At 70.0% G+C, this 13,561-nt stretch carries 13 protein-coding genes; 10 read left to right on the top strand and 3 right to left on the bottom strand.

Annotated elements, in window-relative coordinates; genetic code table 11:
* Positions 1–142 precede the first annotated feature (142 nt).
* From BMX74_RS02540 to BMX74_RS43740, 3 genes are all read left to right on the top strand, one after another.
* Entirely contained in the window at positions 143–790 is a 648-nt protein-coding gene (locus BMX74_RS02540; protein ID WP_091097911.1) for a class I SAM-dependent methyltransferase, read from the top strand.
* Positions 791–933: 143 nt separating this feature from the next.
* A complete protein-coding gene (locus BMX74_RS02535) occupies positions 934–1,164 on the top strand; it encodes a hypothetical protein (RefSeq protein WP_176573557.1) in 231 nt (76 codons plus the stop codon).
* 139 nt (positions 1,165–1,303) lie between these two features.
* Positions 1,304–1,852: a DUF4303 domain-containing protein gene (locus BMX74_RS43740; RefSeq protein ID WP_055508350.1), complete on the top strand. Its 549-nt coding sequence runs from the start codon at positions 1,304–1,306 to the stop codon at positions 1,850–1,852.
* Positions 1,853–2,600: 748 nt separating this feature from the next.
* On the opposite strand, the gene BMX74_RS02530 is transcribed toward BMX74_RS43740, so the two are convergent.
* Genes BMX74_RS02530 through BMX74_RS02520 form a run of 3 tightly spaced genes read right to left on the bottom strand, consistent with a single transcriptional unit; the run spans position 2,601 to position 6,015 of the window.
* Entirely contained in the window at positions 2,601–3,341 is a 741-nt protein-coding gene (locus tag BMX74_RS02530; RefSeq protein WP_055508348.1) for a succinate dehydrogenase/fumarate reductase iron-sulfur subunit, read from the bottom strand.
* Positions 3,338–5,260 carry a fumarate reductase/succinate dehydrogenase flavoprotein subunit gene (locus tag BMX74_RS02525; protein WP_091097908.1) on the bottom strand — a complete coding sequence of 641 codons (1,923 nt, stop codon included), beginning with the start codon at positions 5,258–5,260 and terminating at the stop codon, positions 3,338–3,340. Before BMX74_RS02525 ends, BMX74_RS02530 begins: the two co-directional genes overlap by 4 nt.
* Positions 5,257–6,015: a succinate dehydrogenase cytochrome b subunit gene (locus tag BMX74_RS02520; protein WP_082535540.1), complete on the bottom strand. Its 759-nt coding sequence runs from the start codon at positions 6,013–6,015 to the stop codon at positions 5,257–5,259. Before BMX74_RS02520 ends, BMX74_RS02525 begins: the two co-directional genes overlap by 4 nt.
* Before the next feature lie 134 nt (positions 6,016–6,149).
* Between BMX74_RS02520 and BMX74_RS02515 the strand changes: the two genes are divergently transcribed.
* The 7 genes from BMX74_RS02515 to BMX74_RS02485 all read left to right on the top strand — a co-directional run bounded on the left by BMX74_RS02515 (position 6,150) and on the right by BMX74_RS02485 (position 13,479).
* Positions 6,150–7,079 (top strand): LysR family transcriptional regulator, encoded by a 930-nt coding sequence (locus tag BMX74_RS02515; RefSeq protein ID WP_055508342.1) that lies wholly within the window; start codon positions 6,150–6,152, stop codon positions 7,077–7,079.
* A 37-nt stretch (positions 7,080–7,116) separates the two neighbouring features.
* Complete coding sequence (locus BMX74_RS02510; RefSeq protein WP_091097906.1) at positions 7,117–8,256, top strand: PP2C family protein-serine/threonine phosphatase; 1,140 nt, start codon at positions 7,117–7,119, stop codon at positions 8,254–8,256.
* The gene (locus tag BMX74_RS02505; RefSeq protein WP_055508337.1) at positions 8,253–9,404 is read left to right on the top strand and encodes a sensor histidine kinase; all 1,152 of its coding nucleotides are present in this window, start codon (positions 8,253–8,255) and stop codon (positions 9,402–9,404) included. Before BMX74_RS02510 ends, BMX74_RS02505 begins: the two co-directional genes overlap by 4 nt.
* Positions 9,401–9,850, top strand: a complete 450-nt coding sequence (locus BMX74_RS02500) for a response regulator (protein WP_055508335.1) — start codon at positions 9,401–9,403, stop codon at positions 9,848–9,850. The genes BMX74_RS02505 and BMX74_RS02500 overlap by 4 nt, the downstream gene beginning before the upstream one ends.
* A 188-nt stretch (positions 9,851–10,038) precedes the next feature.
* A complete protein-coding gene (locus tag BMX74_RS02495; RefSeq protein WP_055508333.1) occupies positions 10,039–10,827 on the top strand; it encodes a hypothetical protein in 789 nt (262 codons plus the stop codon).
* A 13-nt stretch (positions 10,828–10,840) separates the two neighbouring features.
* The gene (locus BMX74_RS02490; protein WP_055508331.1) at positions 10,841–12,730 is read left to right on the top strand and encodes a fumarate reductase/succinate dehydrogenase flavoprotein subunit; all 1,890 of its coding nucleotides are present in this window, start codon (positions 10,841–10,843) and stop codon (positions 12,728–12,730) included.
* Positions 12,727–13,479 carry a succinate dehydrogenase/fumarate reductase iron-sulfur subunit gene (locus tag BMX74_RS02485; protein WP_055508329.1) on the top strand — a complete coding sequence of 251 codons (753 nt, stop codon included), beginning with the start codon at positions 12,727–12,729 and terminating at the stop codon, positions 13,477–13,479. Before BMX74_RS02490 ends, BMX74_RS02485 begins: the two co-directional genes overlap by 4 nt.
* Positions 13,480–13,561 lie beyond the last annotated feature (82 nt).

Here is a 13,561-nt window from a genome sequence, read left to right as displayed (position 1 = left end):
CACGACATGGTCGAAGGCGCACGTCGCGAACCTCCTCCCGCACCGAACCGGACGCCCCGCCACCTGGTGCGACTCGTCATCGCGGCCTACGACGCCGACCTGGTCACCCCGTCCCGCTGACGGCGGCCTATGCTGCACTCGCATGAAGGAACACGGCCATCAGCTCGCCTACTGGGACACCGTCGGCGCGACGAAGACCTTCACCCATCCGGTGGACGTCGGTTGGCTGGCAGGGGTGAGTCCTGACGCCCGCGTCCTCGACTACGGCTGCGGATACGGCCGCGTCATGGCCGAACTGAGCGAGCACGGCTTCTCGGACGTGTCCGGCGTGGACCTGTCTCCCGCGCTGATCGAGCGGGGCCGCAGCCTCCGGCCCGACCTGCCCTTCGCCGTCCTGGAGTCCCCGCCGCACCTGCCGCACCCGTCGGCGAGCTTCGACGTCGTCCTGCTGTTCGCGGTGCTGACCTGCGTCCCCGACGACGCCGCCCAGCGAGCGCTGGTCGCCGAGCTGAGCCGCGTCCTGGCGCCCGGCGGGCTCCTCTACATCAGCGACGTGCTCCTGCAGGACGACGAACGCAACCACAGCCGCTACACCGCCCACGCCGAACGCTTCGGCACACCGTACGGGGTCTTCGCCACCGACGACGGCGCCGTGTGCCGGCACCACGACATCGCGGAACTACGCGCCCTGCTGTCGGACTTCGACCTCGTGGACGAGCACCGGATCGAGGTCACCACGATGAACGGCCACCGCTCCCAGGCGATCCAGCTCCTGGCCCGCAAACGCTGACCACCGCCGAGGACCCCAGGACACCCGCCGAACACCGCGCGGCGACTTCTTCACCATGCCGACGGCGACTGCGCGGCCCCCCGTCCAGGTCACGGCCCCGCGTGTGAACGACAAGCCGGTGGACGCGGCCCACCGGAGAGCGGATGCGGTTCTCCTCGGAGATCCTCCGGCCGTGGTGCCGCAAGTCGCCCAAGGTCAGCGAGGCGCCGCCGCTGCCCTACCTGCACGGGCCGTCCTCGGGGAGCTTCGTGCCCGCGCCGGAGTGGTTTCCCGGCTCGGCGGCCGGGCTGTCGACGGCCGCCCTCGACCCGGCGGACGAAGCAGTGGCAGGACGACCGCGCCGCCCTCCAACAGCGCGACCTCACGAGCAGTGACCACCTGTACATGCGGGCGGACGGGGTGCACCCGCCGAAGCGAAGGATGCCTACCAGGACCCCAGTCACGCCGGCCTGCCGCATCACGGCGTGTGAGAGGATCGCCCCGCCACGAGGAGCAGCCAATGGAGGGCGCCAAGTGACGCCGATTCCGGCCCCTGTTCCCGACGCGCTGCGGGTCGGGTTGCTGCACGCCGCGCGTAACGCCTTCACCGACCTCGTAGGCCCTGCCCGGAGCGCGCGGCACTGTGGCTACGCCCTCTACTCCGACGCCGCCGCGACGTCGGTCGGATGCGCCGTCAACACTCGGGCACACCTCGCCCGCGCGCAGGCGACCGACCCCGAGGACGCCGAGTATTACCGCTGGACCCCCGGCGAATGGGCACTGGAAGGCTTCGGCCACGAACACTTCGCCGATCTCAACCGGCGCCTGCTGGATCTCTCGTCAGGCGCCCGGAGCTCGGAGCTCACAACGCGGCGGGGGGACGTGTTCGAAGCGTGCGTGGCGACGTTGGAAGCGCTCCTCGCCGAAGGCGTCCTCGTCCCGGCACCGGACACCGTCGTCGTCTTCGCGGTCTCCGACCATGAGGATCCGGCGCGGGAGTCGGAATGGATCCGCCGCCTCAACCCGCCCTCCCTGGCCCGCCGCTTCGCCCTCTGGCTCCAGGACGCCGAGGCACGGGCCTGACCACTCCCGCGCCGCGTACAGCCCGGCGTCGTCCGCCGCCCTGATCCAGCAGACCGATCCGCAGATGCCGACAATCACTCACGGATCAGAACCGGCCCCATCACTTCAGGCACAAGGCCTCAGACCTGGGCGCATTCCGCAGGGTCCTTCTCTCCATCTTGGCCACCGTCCTCAGCAGCGAGAAGCGCTCGGCGTAGCCTGCGCCGCCAGGCGACGCGCCGCACGCCCAACGCCACCACCACTGCCCAGAAGCCAACAACCACCACAACCCCGGGCAACCACAACCACCACAGCAGGGCGGACTCCCAACGGGCAACCCCTCAGACAGGCAACAAAGCGGGAACCCTAACGGCCGACGCGTCGCCCCAACCCCACGAGCCAAAAACCACGAACCGCCTCCCGCCCACACACCCCCGAAACCACCACGACAGGGCGGGCCCCCGACGGGCAACACCCCAGACAGGCAACGGGCGGGACCCCACCGGCCGACGCCACCACGACCCCCCGAGAGCCGCGCACCACCACGACCACCACGACGGGGCGGGCCCCCGACGGGCAACACCCCAGACAGGCAACGGGCGAGACCCCACCGGCCGACGCCTTGCCCCAAGCCCAAGAGCCAAGCACCACCACGACCACCACAGCAGAACGGGCAACACCCCAGAGGGGCAACGGGTGGGTGTGCTTCCCCGGACATGGCAGCGGCCCACCCACCGCGGGCGCGGGTGGGTGGGCCGGGTAGAGGGGACTACTTGGCGTTCGCCTTCAGGTAGTCGCTGTTCATCTGGGCGATCGTGTCCAGCGAGATGCCCTTCGGGCAGACCGCTGTGCATTCGCCGGTGTTGGTGCAGCCGCCGAAGCCCTCCGCGTCCATCTGCTCGACCATGGCCTTGGCGCGGGTGAGGCGCTCGGGCTGGCCCTGCGGCAGCAGGCTCAGGTGGGTGATCTTGGCGGCGGTGAAGAGCGACGCGGAGCCGTTGGGGCAGGCCGCGACGCAGGCGCCGCAGCCGATGCAGGTGGCGGCGTCGAACGCGTCGTCCGCGTCCTCCTTGCGGACGGGGACGCTGTGCGCGTCGGGCGCGGACCCGGCGGGGACGGAGACGAAGCCGCCCGCCTGGATGATGCGGTCGAACGAGCTCCTGTCGACGACGAGGTCCTTGACCACCGGGAACGGCGCGGCGCGCCACGGCTCGATGGTGATGACGGCGCCGTCCTCGAAGTGCCGCATGTGGAGCTGGCAGGTCGTGGTGGCGCGCTGCTCGCCGTGCGGCACGCCGTTGATGACCATGCCGCACATGCCGCAGATGCCTTCGCGGCAGTCGTGGTCGAACGCGATCGGGTCGTCGCCTTCGACGATGAGCCGCTCGTTGAGGACGTCCAGCATCTCCAGGAAGGACATGTCGGGCGAGACGTCCTCGACCCGGTACGTCACCATCCGCCCGGCGTCCTTGGGGCCGCTCTGACGCCAGACCTTGAGGGTCAGGTTCACTTGTAACTCCGCTGGGTCATCTTGACGTACTCGTACTCGAGCGGTTCCTTGTGCAGCACCGGCCCGTCCGGGCTGTGCTCCCAGGCCGACACGTGGGCGAAGTGCTCGTCGTCGCGCAGCGCCTCGCCGTCGGCGTCCTGGGACTCGGCCCGGAAGTGGCCGCCGCAGGACTCGGAGCGTACGAGCGCGTCGAGGCACATGAGCTCGGCCAGGTCGAAGAAGTCGGCGACGCGGCCGGCCTTCTCCAGCACCTGGTTGAGCTCTTCGGCGGTGCCGCTGACCTTGACGTTCTGCCAGAACTCCTCGCGCAGCTCGGGGATGCGGTCGAGGGCCTTGCGCAGCGACTCCTCGGTGCGCTCCATGCCGCAGAAGTCCCACATGAGCTTGCCCAGCTCGCGGTGGAAGGAGTCGGGCGTGCGGTCGCCGTTGACCGACAGCAGCCGGTCGATCTTCGTCCGGACCTTCACCTCGGCCTCGGCGACGGCCTCCTCGTCGACGTCGCCGTACGGGCCGCTGGCGAGGTAGTCGCCGATGGTGGTCGGCAGCACGAAGTACCCGTCGGCGAGGCCCTGCATGAGCGCGGACGCGCCGAGCCTGTTGGCGCCGTGGTCGGAGAAGTTGGCCTCGCCGATGACGAACAGGCCGGGGACGGTGGACTGCAGGTCGTAGTCCACCCACAGGCCGCCCATCGTGTAGTGGACGGCGGGGTAGATGCGCATCGGCACGTCGTACGGGTTCTCGCCGGTGATGCGCTCGTACATCTCGAAGAGGTTGCCGTACTTCTTCTCGACGGCGTCGCGGCCGAGGCGCGCGATGGCGTCGCGGAAGTCGAGGTAGACGCCGAGGCCGCCGGGGCCGACGCCGCGGCCTTCGTCGCAGACGTTCTTGGCGGCGCGGGAGGCGATGTCGCGCGGCACGAGGTTGCCGAACGACGGGTAGATGCGCTCCAGGTAGTAGTCGCGCTCTTCCTCGGGGATGTCGCCGGGGGCGCGGGTGTCGTTCTTCTTCAGGGGCACCCACACGCGGCCGTCGTTGCGCAGCGACTCCGACATCAGCGTCAGCTTCGACTGGTACTCGCCGGAGACGGGGATGCAGGTCGGGTGGATCTGCGTGTAGCAGGGGTTGGCGAAGTAGGCGCCGCGCTCGTGGGCCCGCCAGATGGCCGTGGTGTTGCAGCCCTTGGCGTTGGTGGACAGGTAGAAGACGTTGCCGTACCCGCCGGTGGCCAGGACGACGGCGTCGGCGAGGTGCCGCTCGATCTCGCCGGTGACCATGTCGCGGACGATGATGCCGCGCGCCCGGCCGTCGGAGACGATCAGGTCGAGCATCTCGTGGCGGGTGTGCATGGTGACGGTGCCGGCGGCGACCTGCCGCTCCAGCGCCTGGTAGGCGCCGAGCAGGAGCTGCTGCCCCGTCTGGCCGCGGGCGTAGAAGGTGCGCGACACCTGGGCGCCGCCGAAGGAGCGGGTGTCGAGCAGGCCGCCGTACTCGCGGGCGAAGGGCACGCCCTGGGCGACGGCCTGGTCGATGATGTTCACGGAGACTTCGGCGAGCCGGTAGACGTTCGACTCGCGGGCGCGGAAGTCGCCGCCCTTCACGGTGTCGTAGAAGAGGCGGTAGACGGAGTCGCCGTCGCCGCGGTAGTTCTTCGCGGCGTTGATGCCGCCCTGCGCGGCGATGGAGTGGGCGCGGCGCGGGGAGTCCTGGTAGCAGAACGACTTGACGTTGTAGCCCAGCTCGCCGAGGGTGGCGGCGGCGGAGCCGCCGGCCAGGCCGGTGCCGACGACGATGACGGTGAGCTTGCGCTTGTTGGCGGGGTTGACCAGTTTGGCGCTGAACTTGCGCTTCTCCCACCGCTCCTCGATGGGGCCCGAGGGCGCCTTGGTGTCCCTGATCTCGGGGCCTTCGGTGTAGTTCACTTGATCACTCCGAACGTGATGGCGAGCGGCGGGATGAGGAACCCGACGACCAGCACCGCGGCCACGAGGCCCGCGAGGGGGCGCAGGGCGCGGTTGCGGGTGTGGTTGGCCCAGCCGAGCGTCTGGAACCCGCTCCAGATGCCGTGCCGCAGGTGCAGGCCGACCATGACGACGGCGACGACGTAGATCAGCGTCACCCACCAGCGGGACGCGTCGAAGCCGGCGACCATGCGGTCGGCCGGGGTGGAGTCGAAGCCCTTGGGGTTGACGACGCCGAAGGTGAGGTCGAGCAGGTGCCAGATCACGAACAGCGCGATCGTGATGCCGCCGAACCGCATGATGTGCGTGGCGTAGCCGTTGGCCTGGGACTTCTTGGCCACGTACTTGACGGGCCTGGCCTGGCGGGCGCGGCGGGCGAGGGAGATGGCGGCCCACATGTGCAGGACGACCGAGACGACCAGGGCGATCTCCACGAGCGTGAGCATCGCCCGGTACGGCACGTACGGTTCGAGCATGGTGCGCAGGGCATGGGCGTACTCGTTGAAGGCGTCCTTACCGAGGACGATCTTGAGGTTGCCCGCCATGTGGCTGAGGAGGAAGATCACCATCACGGCGCCCGTGACGGCCATCACGACTTTCTTACCGTTGGACGAGCCCAGGAACCGTCCGGACTTCTTGGGCGTTCTGGCGGATGGAGCCGCCTTGGGGGAGGCAACGGGCGCGGTGGCGGCGCCGCGCTCAATCGTGGCAGTCACGAATTCAAAAGCTAGGTACGCAGGGATGATCCGTCCAAGTCATGACGGATCTGGTTTCCATAGCCATCAGCTATGATGCTTGGTTTGTACGGCTGACCGCGACGGAGACGGCCGGCCGGTGCGAGGAATATCACATGCAGTTGCAGCAGCTCGCGTACTTCGTCGCGGTCGCGGAGACCAGGCACTTCACCCAGGCGGCGGAGCGGATGCGGGTCGCCCAGCCGTCGCTCAGCAAGCAGATCAAGGCGCTGGAGGCCGACCTCGGCGCGCCCCTGTTCTCCCGCGCGCGCGGCAACGTCACGCTCACGCCCGCCGGTGAGGCGCTGCTGCCGCTGGCCCGCCGCATGCTGGCCGACGCCGACACCGCCAGGCAGGAGGTGGCGCAGCTCGCGGGGCTGCGCAGGGGCAGGGTGCGGCTCGGCGCCACGCCGTCGCTGTGCGCGGGCCTGCTGGCCGACGCGCTGGCCCGCTTCCACGGCGCGTACCCGGGGGTGGAGCTGCTGGTGGAGGAGGGCGGCTCGCGCGACCTGGTGCGGGCGCTCGCGCGCGGCCAGCTCGACCTGTCGCTGATCATCATGCCGCTGCAGAGCGACGACCCCTCGCTGGTGACGGAGGAGATCCTGCGGGAGAACCTGGTGGTCGTCTCGCCGTCGCACGAGCGGGTGCGCCGCCCGTACCTGCGGATCGAGGACCTGCGGGGCCGGCCGATGGTGATGTTCAGGCGCGGGTACGACCTGCGCGAGGCCACGCTGACGGCGTGCCGCAGCGCCGGGTTCGAGCCGCGCTTCTCGGTGCAGGGCGGCGAGATGGACGCCGTGCTGCGCTTCGTCGAGGCGGGCCTGGGTGTGGCGGTCGTGCCGTCGATGGTGCTGGACGGCCGCCCCGGGCTGACCGGCACGCCGCTCGCCCCTCCCGGCCTGAGCCGGACGATCGCGCTGGCCCACCGCAAGGACGTCGAGCCCACGCGCGCGGCGCAGGCGTTCAGGGAGATCCTGCTGGCCTTCGTGGTGGAGGCCGGGCTGGAGGGCACGCTTCCGCAAGGGGTCACGCTCATCGCAGAATGAGCTTCCAAGGAAGCCCGACTCCCCCTAAGAGGCGCGTGTGACGGCACATCTCTCCGAAACGCTGACGCTGCTCCTCATCGAGGACGACGACGGGGACGCCCTCCTGGTGGAGGAGTTGCTGAAGGAGGCGGGCGCGCCGCCGCACGTCCACCGGGCTCGTACGGTCGAGGAGGCCAAGGCCCGGCTGAGCCCCGAGATCCAGTGCGTGCTTGTGGACCTCAACCTCCCGGACGCGCAGGGGTTGGAGGCGCTGGAGCAGGTGCTCGCGCTCGCCCCGTACGCGGCGGTGCTGGTGCTCACCGGGCTCAGGGACATGCACGTCGGCGTCGCCGCGGTGCAGGCCGGCGCGCAGGACTACCTCGTCAAGCAGGACGTCGACGCCCGGCTGCTGGCCCGCGCCATCCGGTACGCGATGGAGCGCAAGCGCGCCGACCTGGCCCAGCTCAGGCTGGTGCAGGCGGAGCTGACGGCCCAGGAGAACGCCAGGCTGGAGAGCGGCCTGCTGCCGGTCGCCCTGCTGCCGAGCACGTCCGTGGAGCACGCCACCCGCTACCTGCCCGGCAGCCGGGGCACGCTGCTCGCGGGCGACTTCCTCGACACCGTGCAGACGCCGGACGGCGCCGTCCACGTCGTGGTGGGCGACGTGTGCGGGCACGGGCCCGACGAGGCGGCGCTCGGCGTGGCGATGCGCATCGCCTGGCGCACGCTCGTGCTGGCCGGGCAGACGGGCGACACGCTGCTGCGCACGCTCGACTCCCTGCTCAGGGCGGAGCGCAAGACGCCCGAGATCTTCACCACGCTGTGCACGGCCACGATCGCGCCCGACCTGGGCGGCGTCCGCATGCGCGTGGTCGGCCACCCGCCGCCGGTGCTGGTGCGCGACGGCGTCGTCACCGTGGTGGAGGGCGCGCCGTCGGGGCCGCCGCTCGGCATCTTCACCGACGCCGCGTGGCCGGAGATCGAGGTCCCGCTCGGCGCGGAGTGGTCGATCATGCTGTACACCGACGGGCTGATCGAGGCGGCGGCGGGCGGCGACGAGGAGCCGCTCGGCGTCGAGGGGCTGGTACGGCTCGTGCGCGAGCACGGCGACGTGGACCTCGACCGGCTCATCGCGCAGGCCGGCGAGCTGAGCGACGACCTCGCCGCGGTGCTGGTCCGCAGGAGGGCGTCCCGGTGAGCATCCATCCCCTTCCTCCCGCCAGGGAGCCGACCGGCGTCGGACGGCTGCCGGTCGCCTGGTGGTTCATGCTGACCGGCGGGGTGGCGGCGGCGGCGATCGTGGCGGGCGGCGCGACGATCCTCGCCATGACCGCCCAGGTGCGCGCGCTGAACCCGAGGCCGGAGGTGGCCGCGCAGCTCCAGACGCTGAACGCGGCCCTGGTCGCGCTCCTGCTGGTGGTCGCCGCGTGCGGCGCCGGGCTGGCGTTCATCGTCCGCTTCGCGGTGCTCAAGCCCGTCGGGGCCCTCACCGAGCAGGTCCGGAAGGTGGCGGCGGGCGACTTCGACCACCGGCTGCGGGTGGACAGGCCGGCCGAGCTGGCCGAGCTGTCGAGCCACGTCGACGCCATGCGGGGGCGGATCGTCTCGGCCTGGCGGGTGGCCGCCGACCAGGCGGAGGAGCTGCGCAGGTCGAACGGCGAGCTGGAGCAGTTCGCCTACGTCGCGAGCCACGACCTGCAGGAGCCGCTGCGCAAGGTGGCGAGCTTCACGCAGATGCTGGAGCAGCGCTACGGCCCGCAGCTCGACGAGCGCGCCAGGCAGTACATCCACTACGCGGTGGACGGCGCCAAGCGCATGCAGCTCCTCATCAACGACCTGCTCGACTTCTCCAGGGTGGGCCGTGCCACGGGCGAGAGGGAGCCGGCCGACGCGGGCGGCGCGCTGGACGCCGCGCTGGAGAACCTGTCGGCGGCGATCGAGGACGCCGGTGCCGTCGTGACCCGCGACCCGCTGCCGGTGGTGCTCGCCGACCCGCGCCGGCTCACGCAGCTCTTCCAGAACCTGGTGGAGAACGCGGTGAAGTTCCGCTCGGAGCGGCCGCCGCGCGTCCACGTCGGGGTGCGGCGGGTGGACGACCTGTGGGAGTTCAGCTGCTCCGACAACGGCATCGGCGTCGAGCCGAAGTACGCCGAGCGCATCTTCCTGATCTTCCAGCGGCTGCATCCGCGCGACGTGTATCCGGGCACCGGCATCGGGCTCGCGCTGTGCAGGAAGATCGTCGAGTTCCACGGCGGCCGGATCTGGCTCGACGGCTCGGCCGGGGGCCAGGGGGCGACGTTCCGCTGGACGCTGCCCGCGGCCGAGGAGGGACAGGAGCCGTCATGACGGACTGGCAGCCGATCGACGTCCTGCTGGTGGAGGACGACCAGGGCGACATCCTGCTCACGCGGGAGGCGTTCGACCTCAACAAGGTCAGGAACCGGCTGAACGTCGTCAACGACGGCGAGCAGGCGATGGCGTACCTGCGGCGCGAGGGCCCGTACGCCGGCGCCTGCAGGCCCGACCTGATCCTGCTCGACCTCAACCTGCCGCGGATGAGCGGGCTGGAGGTGCTGCGCGAGGTCAAGTCGGACGCGGCGCTGCGGGCGATCCCGGTGGTGATCCTGACGACGTCGGAGGCGGAGGAGGACATCGTGCGCAGTTACCGGTTGCACGCCAACGCGTACGTGTCCAAACCGGTGGATTTCGAGCAATTTATCCGAGTTGTCCGGCAAATCGATGATTTCTTCGTGACCGTGGTTAAGTTGCCGAGTAAGGGGCAACGACTCTGACGGGGCTACGTGACAGGAATCACAGTGGGTCATCGAAAAAGGTGAGTGACCCTGCTCACAATTTCCGGCGCGCTGGGCGTAACGTATCCCCACCAACGCGCGCCTGAGCGGAAGCCGCCGTACGCGCGCCCAGCGAACGACCCGGACCCCCTGCGTGCGAGGGTCCGCGGGAGGTGGAGAGGTCCCCGATGACCCAGACGACGCCCGACGCCCCCGTCAGAAGGCAGCGTGCGCAAGTCAAGGTGCGCACCCTGCGCACCGACCGATGGTGGGTGGTGCCGCTCCTGACATTCCTCGCCCTCAGCGCGTTCCTCATCTACGGCTTCTGGGCGATTTTCGACGACAGCATCTTCGTCGATCCCTACATAGCCCCGTTCTCCTCGCCCTGCCTGGCCGAGGCGACCTGCCCCGAGGGAGCGCGCCTGTTCGGGTGGGCCCCCATCGGTGACTGGTACACCCTCCCCGGGGGCCTGCTGATCCTGGGCCTGCCCGGCGGGTTCCGATTCACCTGCTACTACTACCGCAAGTCCTACTACCGCTCGTTCTGGCTGTCGCCGCCCGCCTGCGCCGTGCAGGAGCCGCACGGCAAGTACACCGGCGAGTCCCGCTTCCCGCTCATCATCCAGAACATCCACCGGTACTTCTTCTACGCCGCCATCGTGGTCGGCCTCATCCTGGCCTACGACGCGGTCCTGGCTCTCGTGCACAAGCCGGCGGGCGTCGGCACCTGGGTGCTCATCGCGAACGCCGTCCTGATCAACGCCTACACGCTGTCGTGCCACTCGTGCCGGCACATCACCGCGGGCAGGCTGAACCACTTCTCCCGTCACCCGCTGCGTTACAAGGCGTGGACGTTCGTCTCGAAACTCAACGCCAAGCACCAGCAGCTCGCTTGGGCCTCGATGTTCTCCGTCATGGGCGCCGACCTCTACGTCCGCCTCGTCGCCAAGGGCATCATCGCCTTCCCGTTCGCGTAAGGATCTGTCTCAAGTGGAAATCGAGCGTCACGAATACGACGTCGTCGTCATCGGCGCGGGCGGCGCCGGGCTCCGGGCCGCGATCGAGGCCCGCCAGCAGGGCAAGAGGACCGCGATCGTCTGCAAGTCCCTCTTCGGCAAGGCCCACACGGTCATGGCCGAGGGCGGGGCCGCCGCCGCGATGGGCAACGTCAACCCCGACGACAACTGGATGGTGCACTTCCGCGACACCATGCGCGGCGGCAAGTTCCTGAACAACTGGCGCATGGCCGAACTGCACGCCAAGGAGGCCCCCGACCGGGTGTGGGAGCTGGAGGCGTGGGGCGCGCTGTTCGACCGCACCAAGGACGGCAAGATCAGCCAGCGCAACTTCGGCGGCCACGAGTACCCCCGCCTGGCGCACGTCGGCGACCGCACCGGCCTGGAGCTGATCCGCACCCTGCAGCAGCGCGTGGTCGCCCTCCAGCAGGAGGACTACGAGACCCACGGCGACCACGAGGCGTACATCAAGGTCTTCGCCGAGTGCACCGTGACCCGCCTGCTCAAGGACGGCGACCGGATCTCCGGCGCGTTCGGCTACTGGCGCGAGTCCGGCAGCTTCGTGCTCTTCGACGCGCCGGCCGTCGTCCTCGCCACCGGCGGCATCGGCAAGTCGTACGTCGTCACCTCGAACTCGTGGGAGTACACCGGCGACGGCCACGCCCTCGCGCTGCTGGCCGGGGCGAAGCTCATCAACATGGAGTTCATCCAGTTCCACCCCACCGGGATGGTCTGGCCGCCGTCCGTGCGCGGCATCCTCGTCACCGAGTCCGTACGCGGCGACGGCGGCGTGCTGCGCAACTCCGACGGCGAGCGCTTCATGTTCAACTACATCCCCGAGGTGTTCAAGGACAAGTACGCCACCACCGAGGAGGAGGGCGACCGCTGGTACACCGACCAGGCCAACAACCGGCGCCCGCCGGAGCTGCTGCCGCGTGACGAGGTGGCCCGCGCCATCAACGCCGAGGTCAAGGCCGGGCGCGGCTCACCCCAGGGCGGCGTCTTCCTCGACGTCTCCACCCGCCTGCCCGCCGAGGAGATCAGGCGGCGGCTGCCGTCGATGTACCACCAGTTCAAGGAGCTGGCCGACGTCGACATCACCGCCGAGCCCATGCAGGTCGGCCCGACCTGCCACTACATCATGGGCGGCGTCGAGGTCGACGCCGACACCGGCGCGTCGGCCGTGCCCGGCCTGTTCGCGGCGGGCGAGGTGTCGGGCGGCATGCACGGCTCCAACCGGCTCGGCGGCAACTCGCTGTCCGACCTGCTGGTGTTCGGCCGCAGGGCCGGAGCCGGCGCGGCGGCGTACGTCGACGGGCTCGCGGCCCGTCCCAAGCTGCCGCAGGACCAGGTCGACGCCGCCCGCGAGGAGGCGCTCGCCCCGCTCGGCCGCGACGGCGAGAACCCGTACGAGGTGCACCACGAGCTCCAGCGCACGATGAACGACCTCGTCGGCATCATCCGCAAGGCCGAGGAGGTCTCCGAGGCCCTGGAGGTCGTCGAGAAGCTGAAGGAGCGGGTGCGGCTGGTCGGCGCGGGCGGCTCCCGCATCTACAACCCCGGCTGGCACCTCGCCATCGACCTGCGCAACATGGTCCTGGTCTCCGAGTGCGTGGCCCGCGCCGCGCTCATGCGGGAGGAGAGCCGCGGCGGCCACACCCGCGACGACTTCCCCGGCATGAACCCCGAGTGGCGCCGCAAGCTCCTCGTCTGCTCCGCATCCGACGGCTCGTCGGTGCAGGTCGAGGAGCGGCTCCAGCCCAGGATGCGCGACGACCTCATCACCCTGTTCGACAGGGACGAGCTGAAGAAGTACCTCACCGACGAAGAGATGGCCGAGTTCGACGGGATAGCGAAGTCATGAGCTACAAGGCAAAGTTCAAGGTCTGGCGCGGTGAGGGCGGCGAGGGCAGGCTCGAGGACTTCACCGTCGAGGTGAACGAGGGCGAGGTCGTCCTCGACATCATCCACAGGCTCCAGGCCACGCAGGCGCCCGACCTGGCCGTGCGCTGGAACTGCAAGGCCGGCAAGTGCGGCTCGTGCAGCATGGAGATCAACGGCAAGCCGCGGCTCGGCTGCATGACCCGCATGAGCACGTTCGCCGAGGACGAGACCATCACCGTCACGCCCATGCGGACCTTCCCTGTCATCAAGGACCTCGTCACCGACGTGTCCTTCAACTACCAGAAGGCCCGCGAGATCCCCTCGTTCACCCCGCCGGCGGACGTGCGCCCCGGCGAGTACCGCATGCAGCAGGTCGACGTCGAGCGGTCCCAGGAGTTCCGCAAGTGCATCGAGTGCTTCATGTGCAACAACGTCTGCCACGTCATCCGCGACCATGAGGAGAACAAGGCCGCGTTCGCCGGCCCCCGCTACCTCATGCGCATCGCCGAGCTGGACATGCACCCGTACGACGTGGCCGACCGCAAGGAGGCCGCGCAGCAGGAGCACGGGCTCGGCTACTGCAACATCACCAAGTGCTGCACCGAGGTCTGCCCCGAGCACATCAAGATCACCGACAACGCGCTGATCCCGATGAAGGAACGCGTCGTCGACCGCAGGTACGACCCGCTGGTCTGGCTGGGCAACAAGATCTTCAAGCGCTCGAAGTGAGCTGACCGCGACGGCGGAGGGCCGGGCACCCGCCCGGCCCTCCTCGCGTGTCCAGGGCTCCCGTCCCGCCCTCCTCGCGTGT

Source organism: Nonomuraea pusilla (genome assembly GCF_900109355.1).
Classification (GTDB): domain Bacteria; phylum Actinomycetota; class Actinomycetes; order Streptosporangiales; family Streptosporangiaceae; genus Nonomuraea; species Nonomuraea pusilla.
The sequence above is the reverse complement of the archived record's forward strand: the minus strand, read 5'-3'. Positions and strand labels throughout refer to the sequence as shown.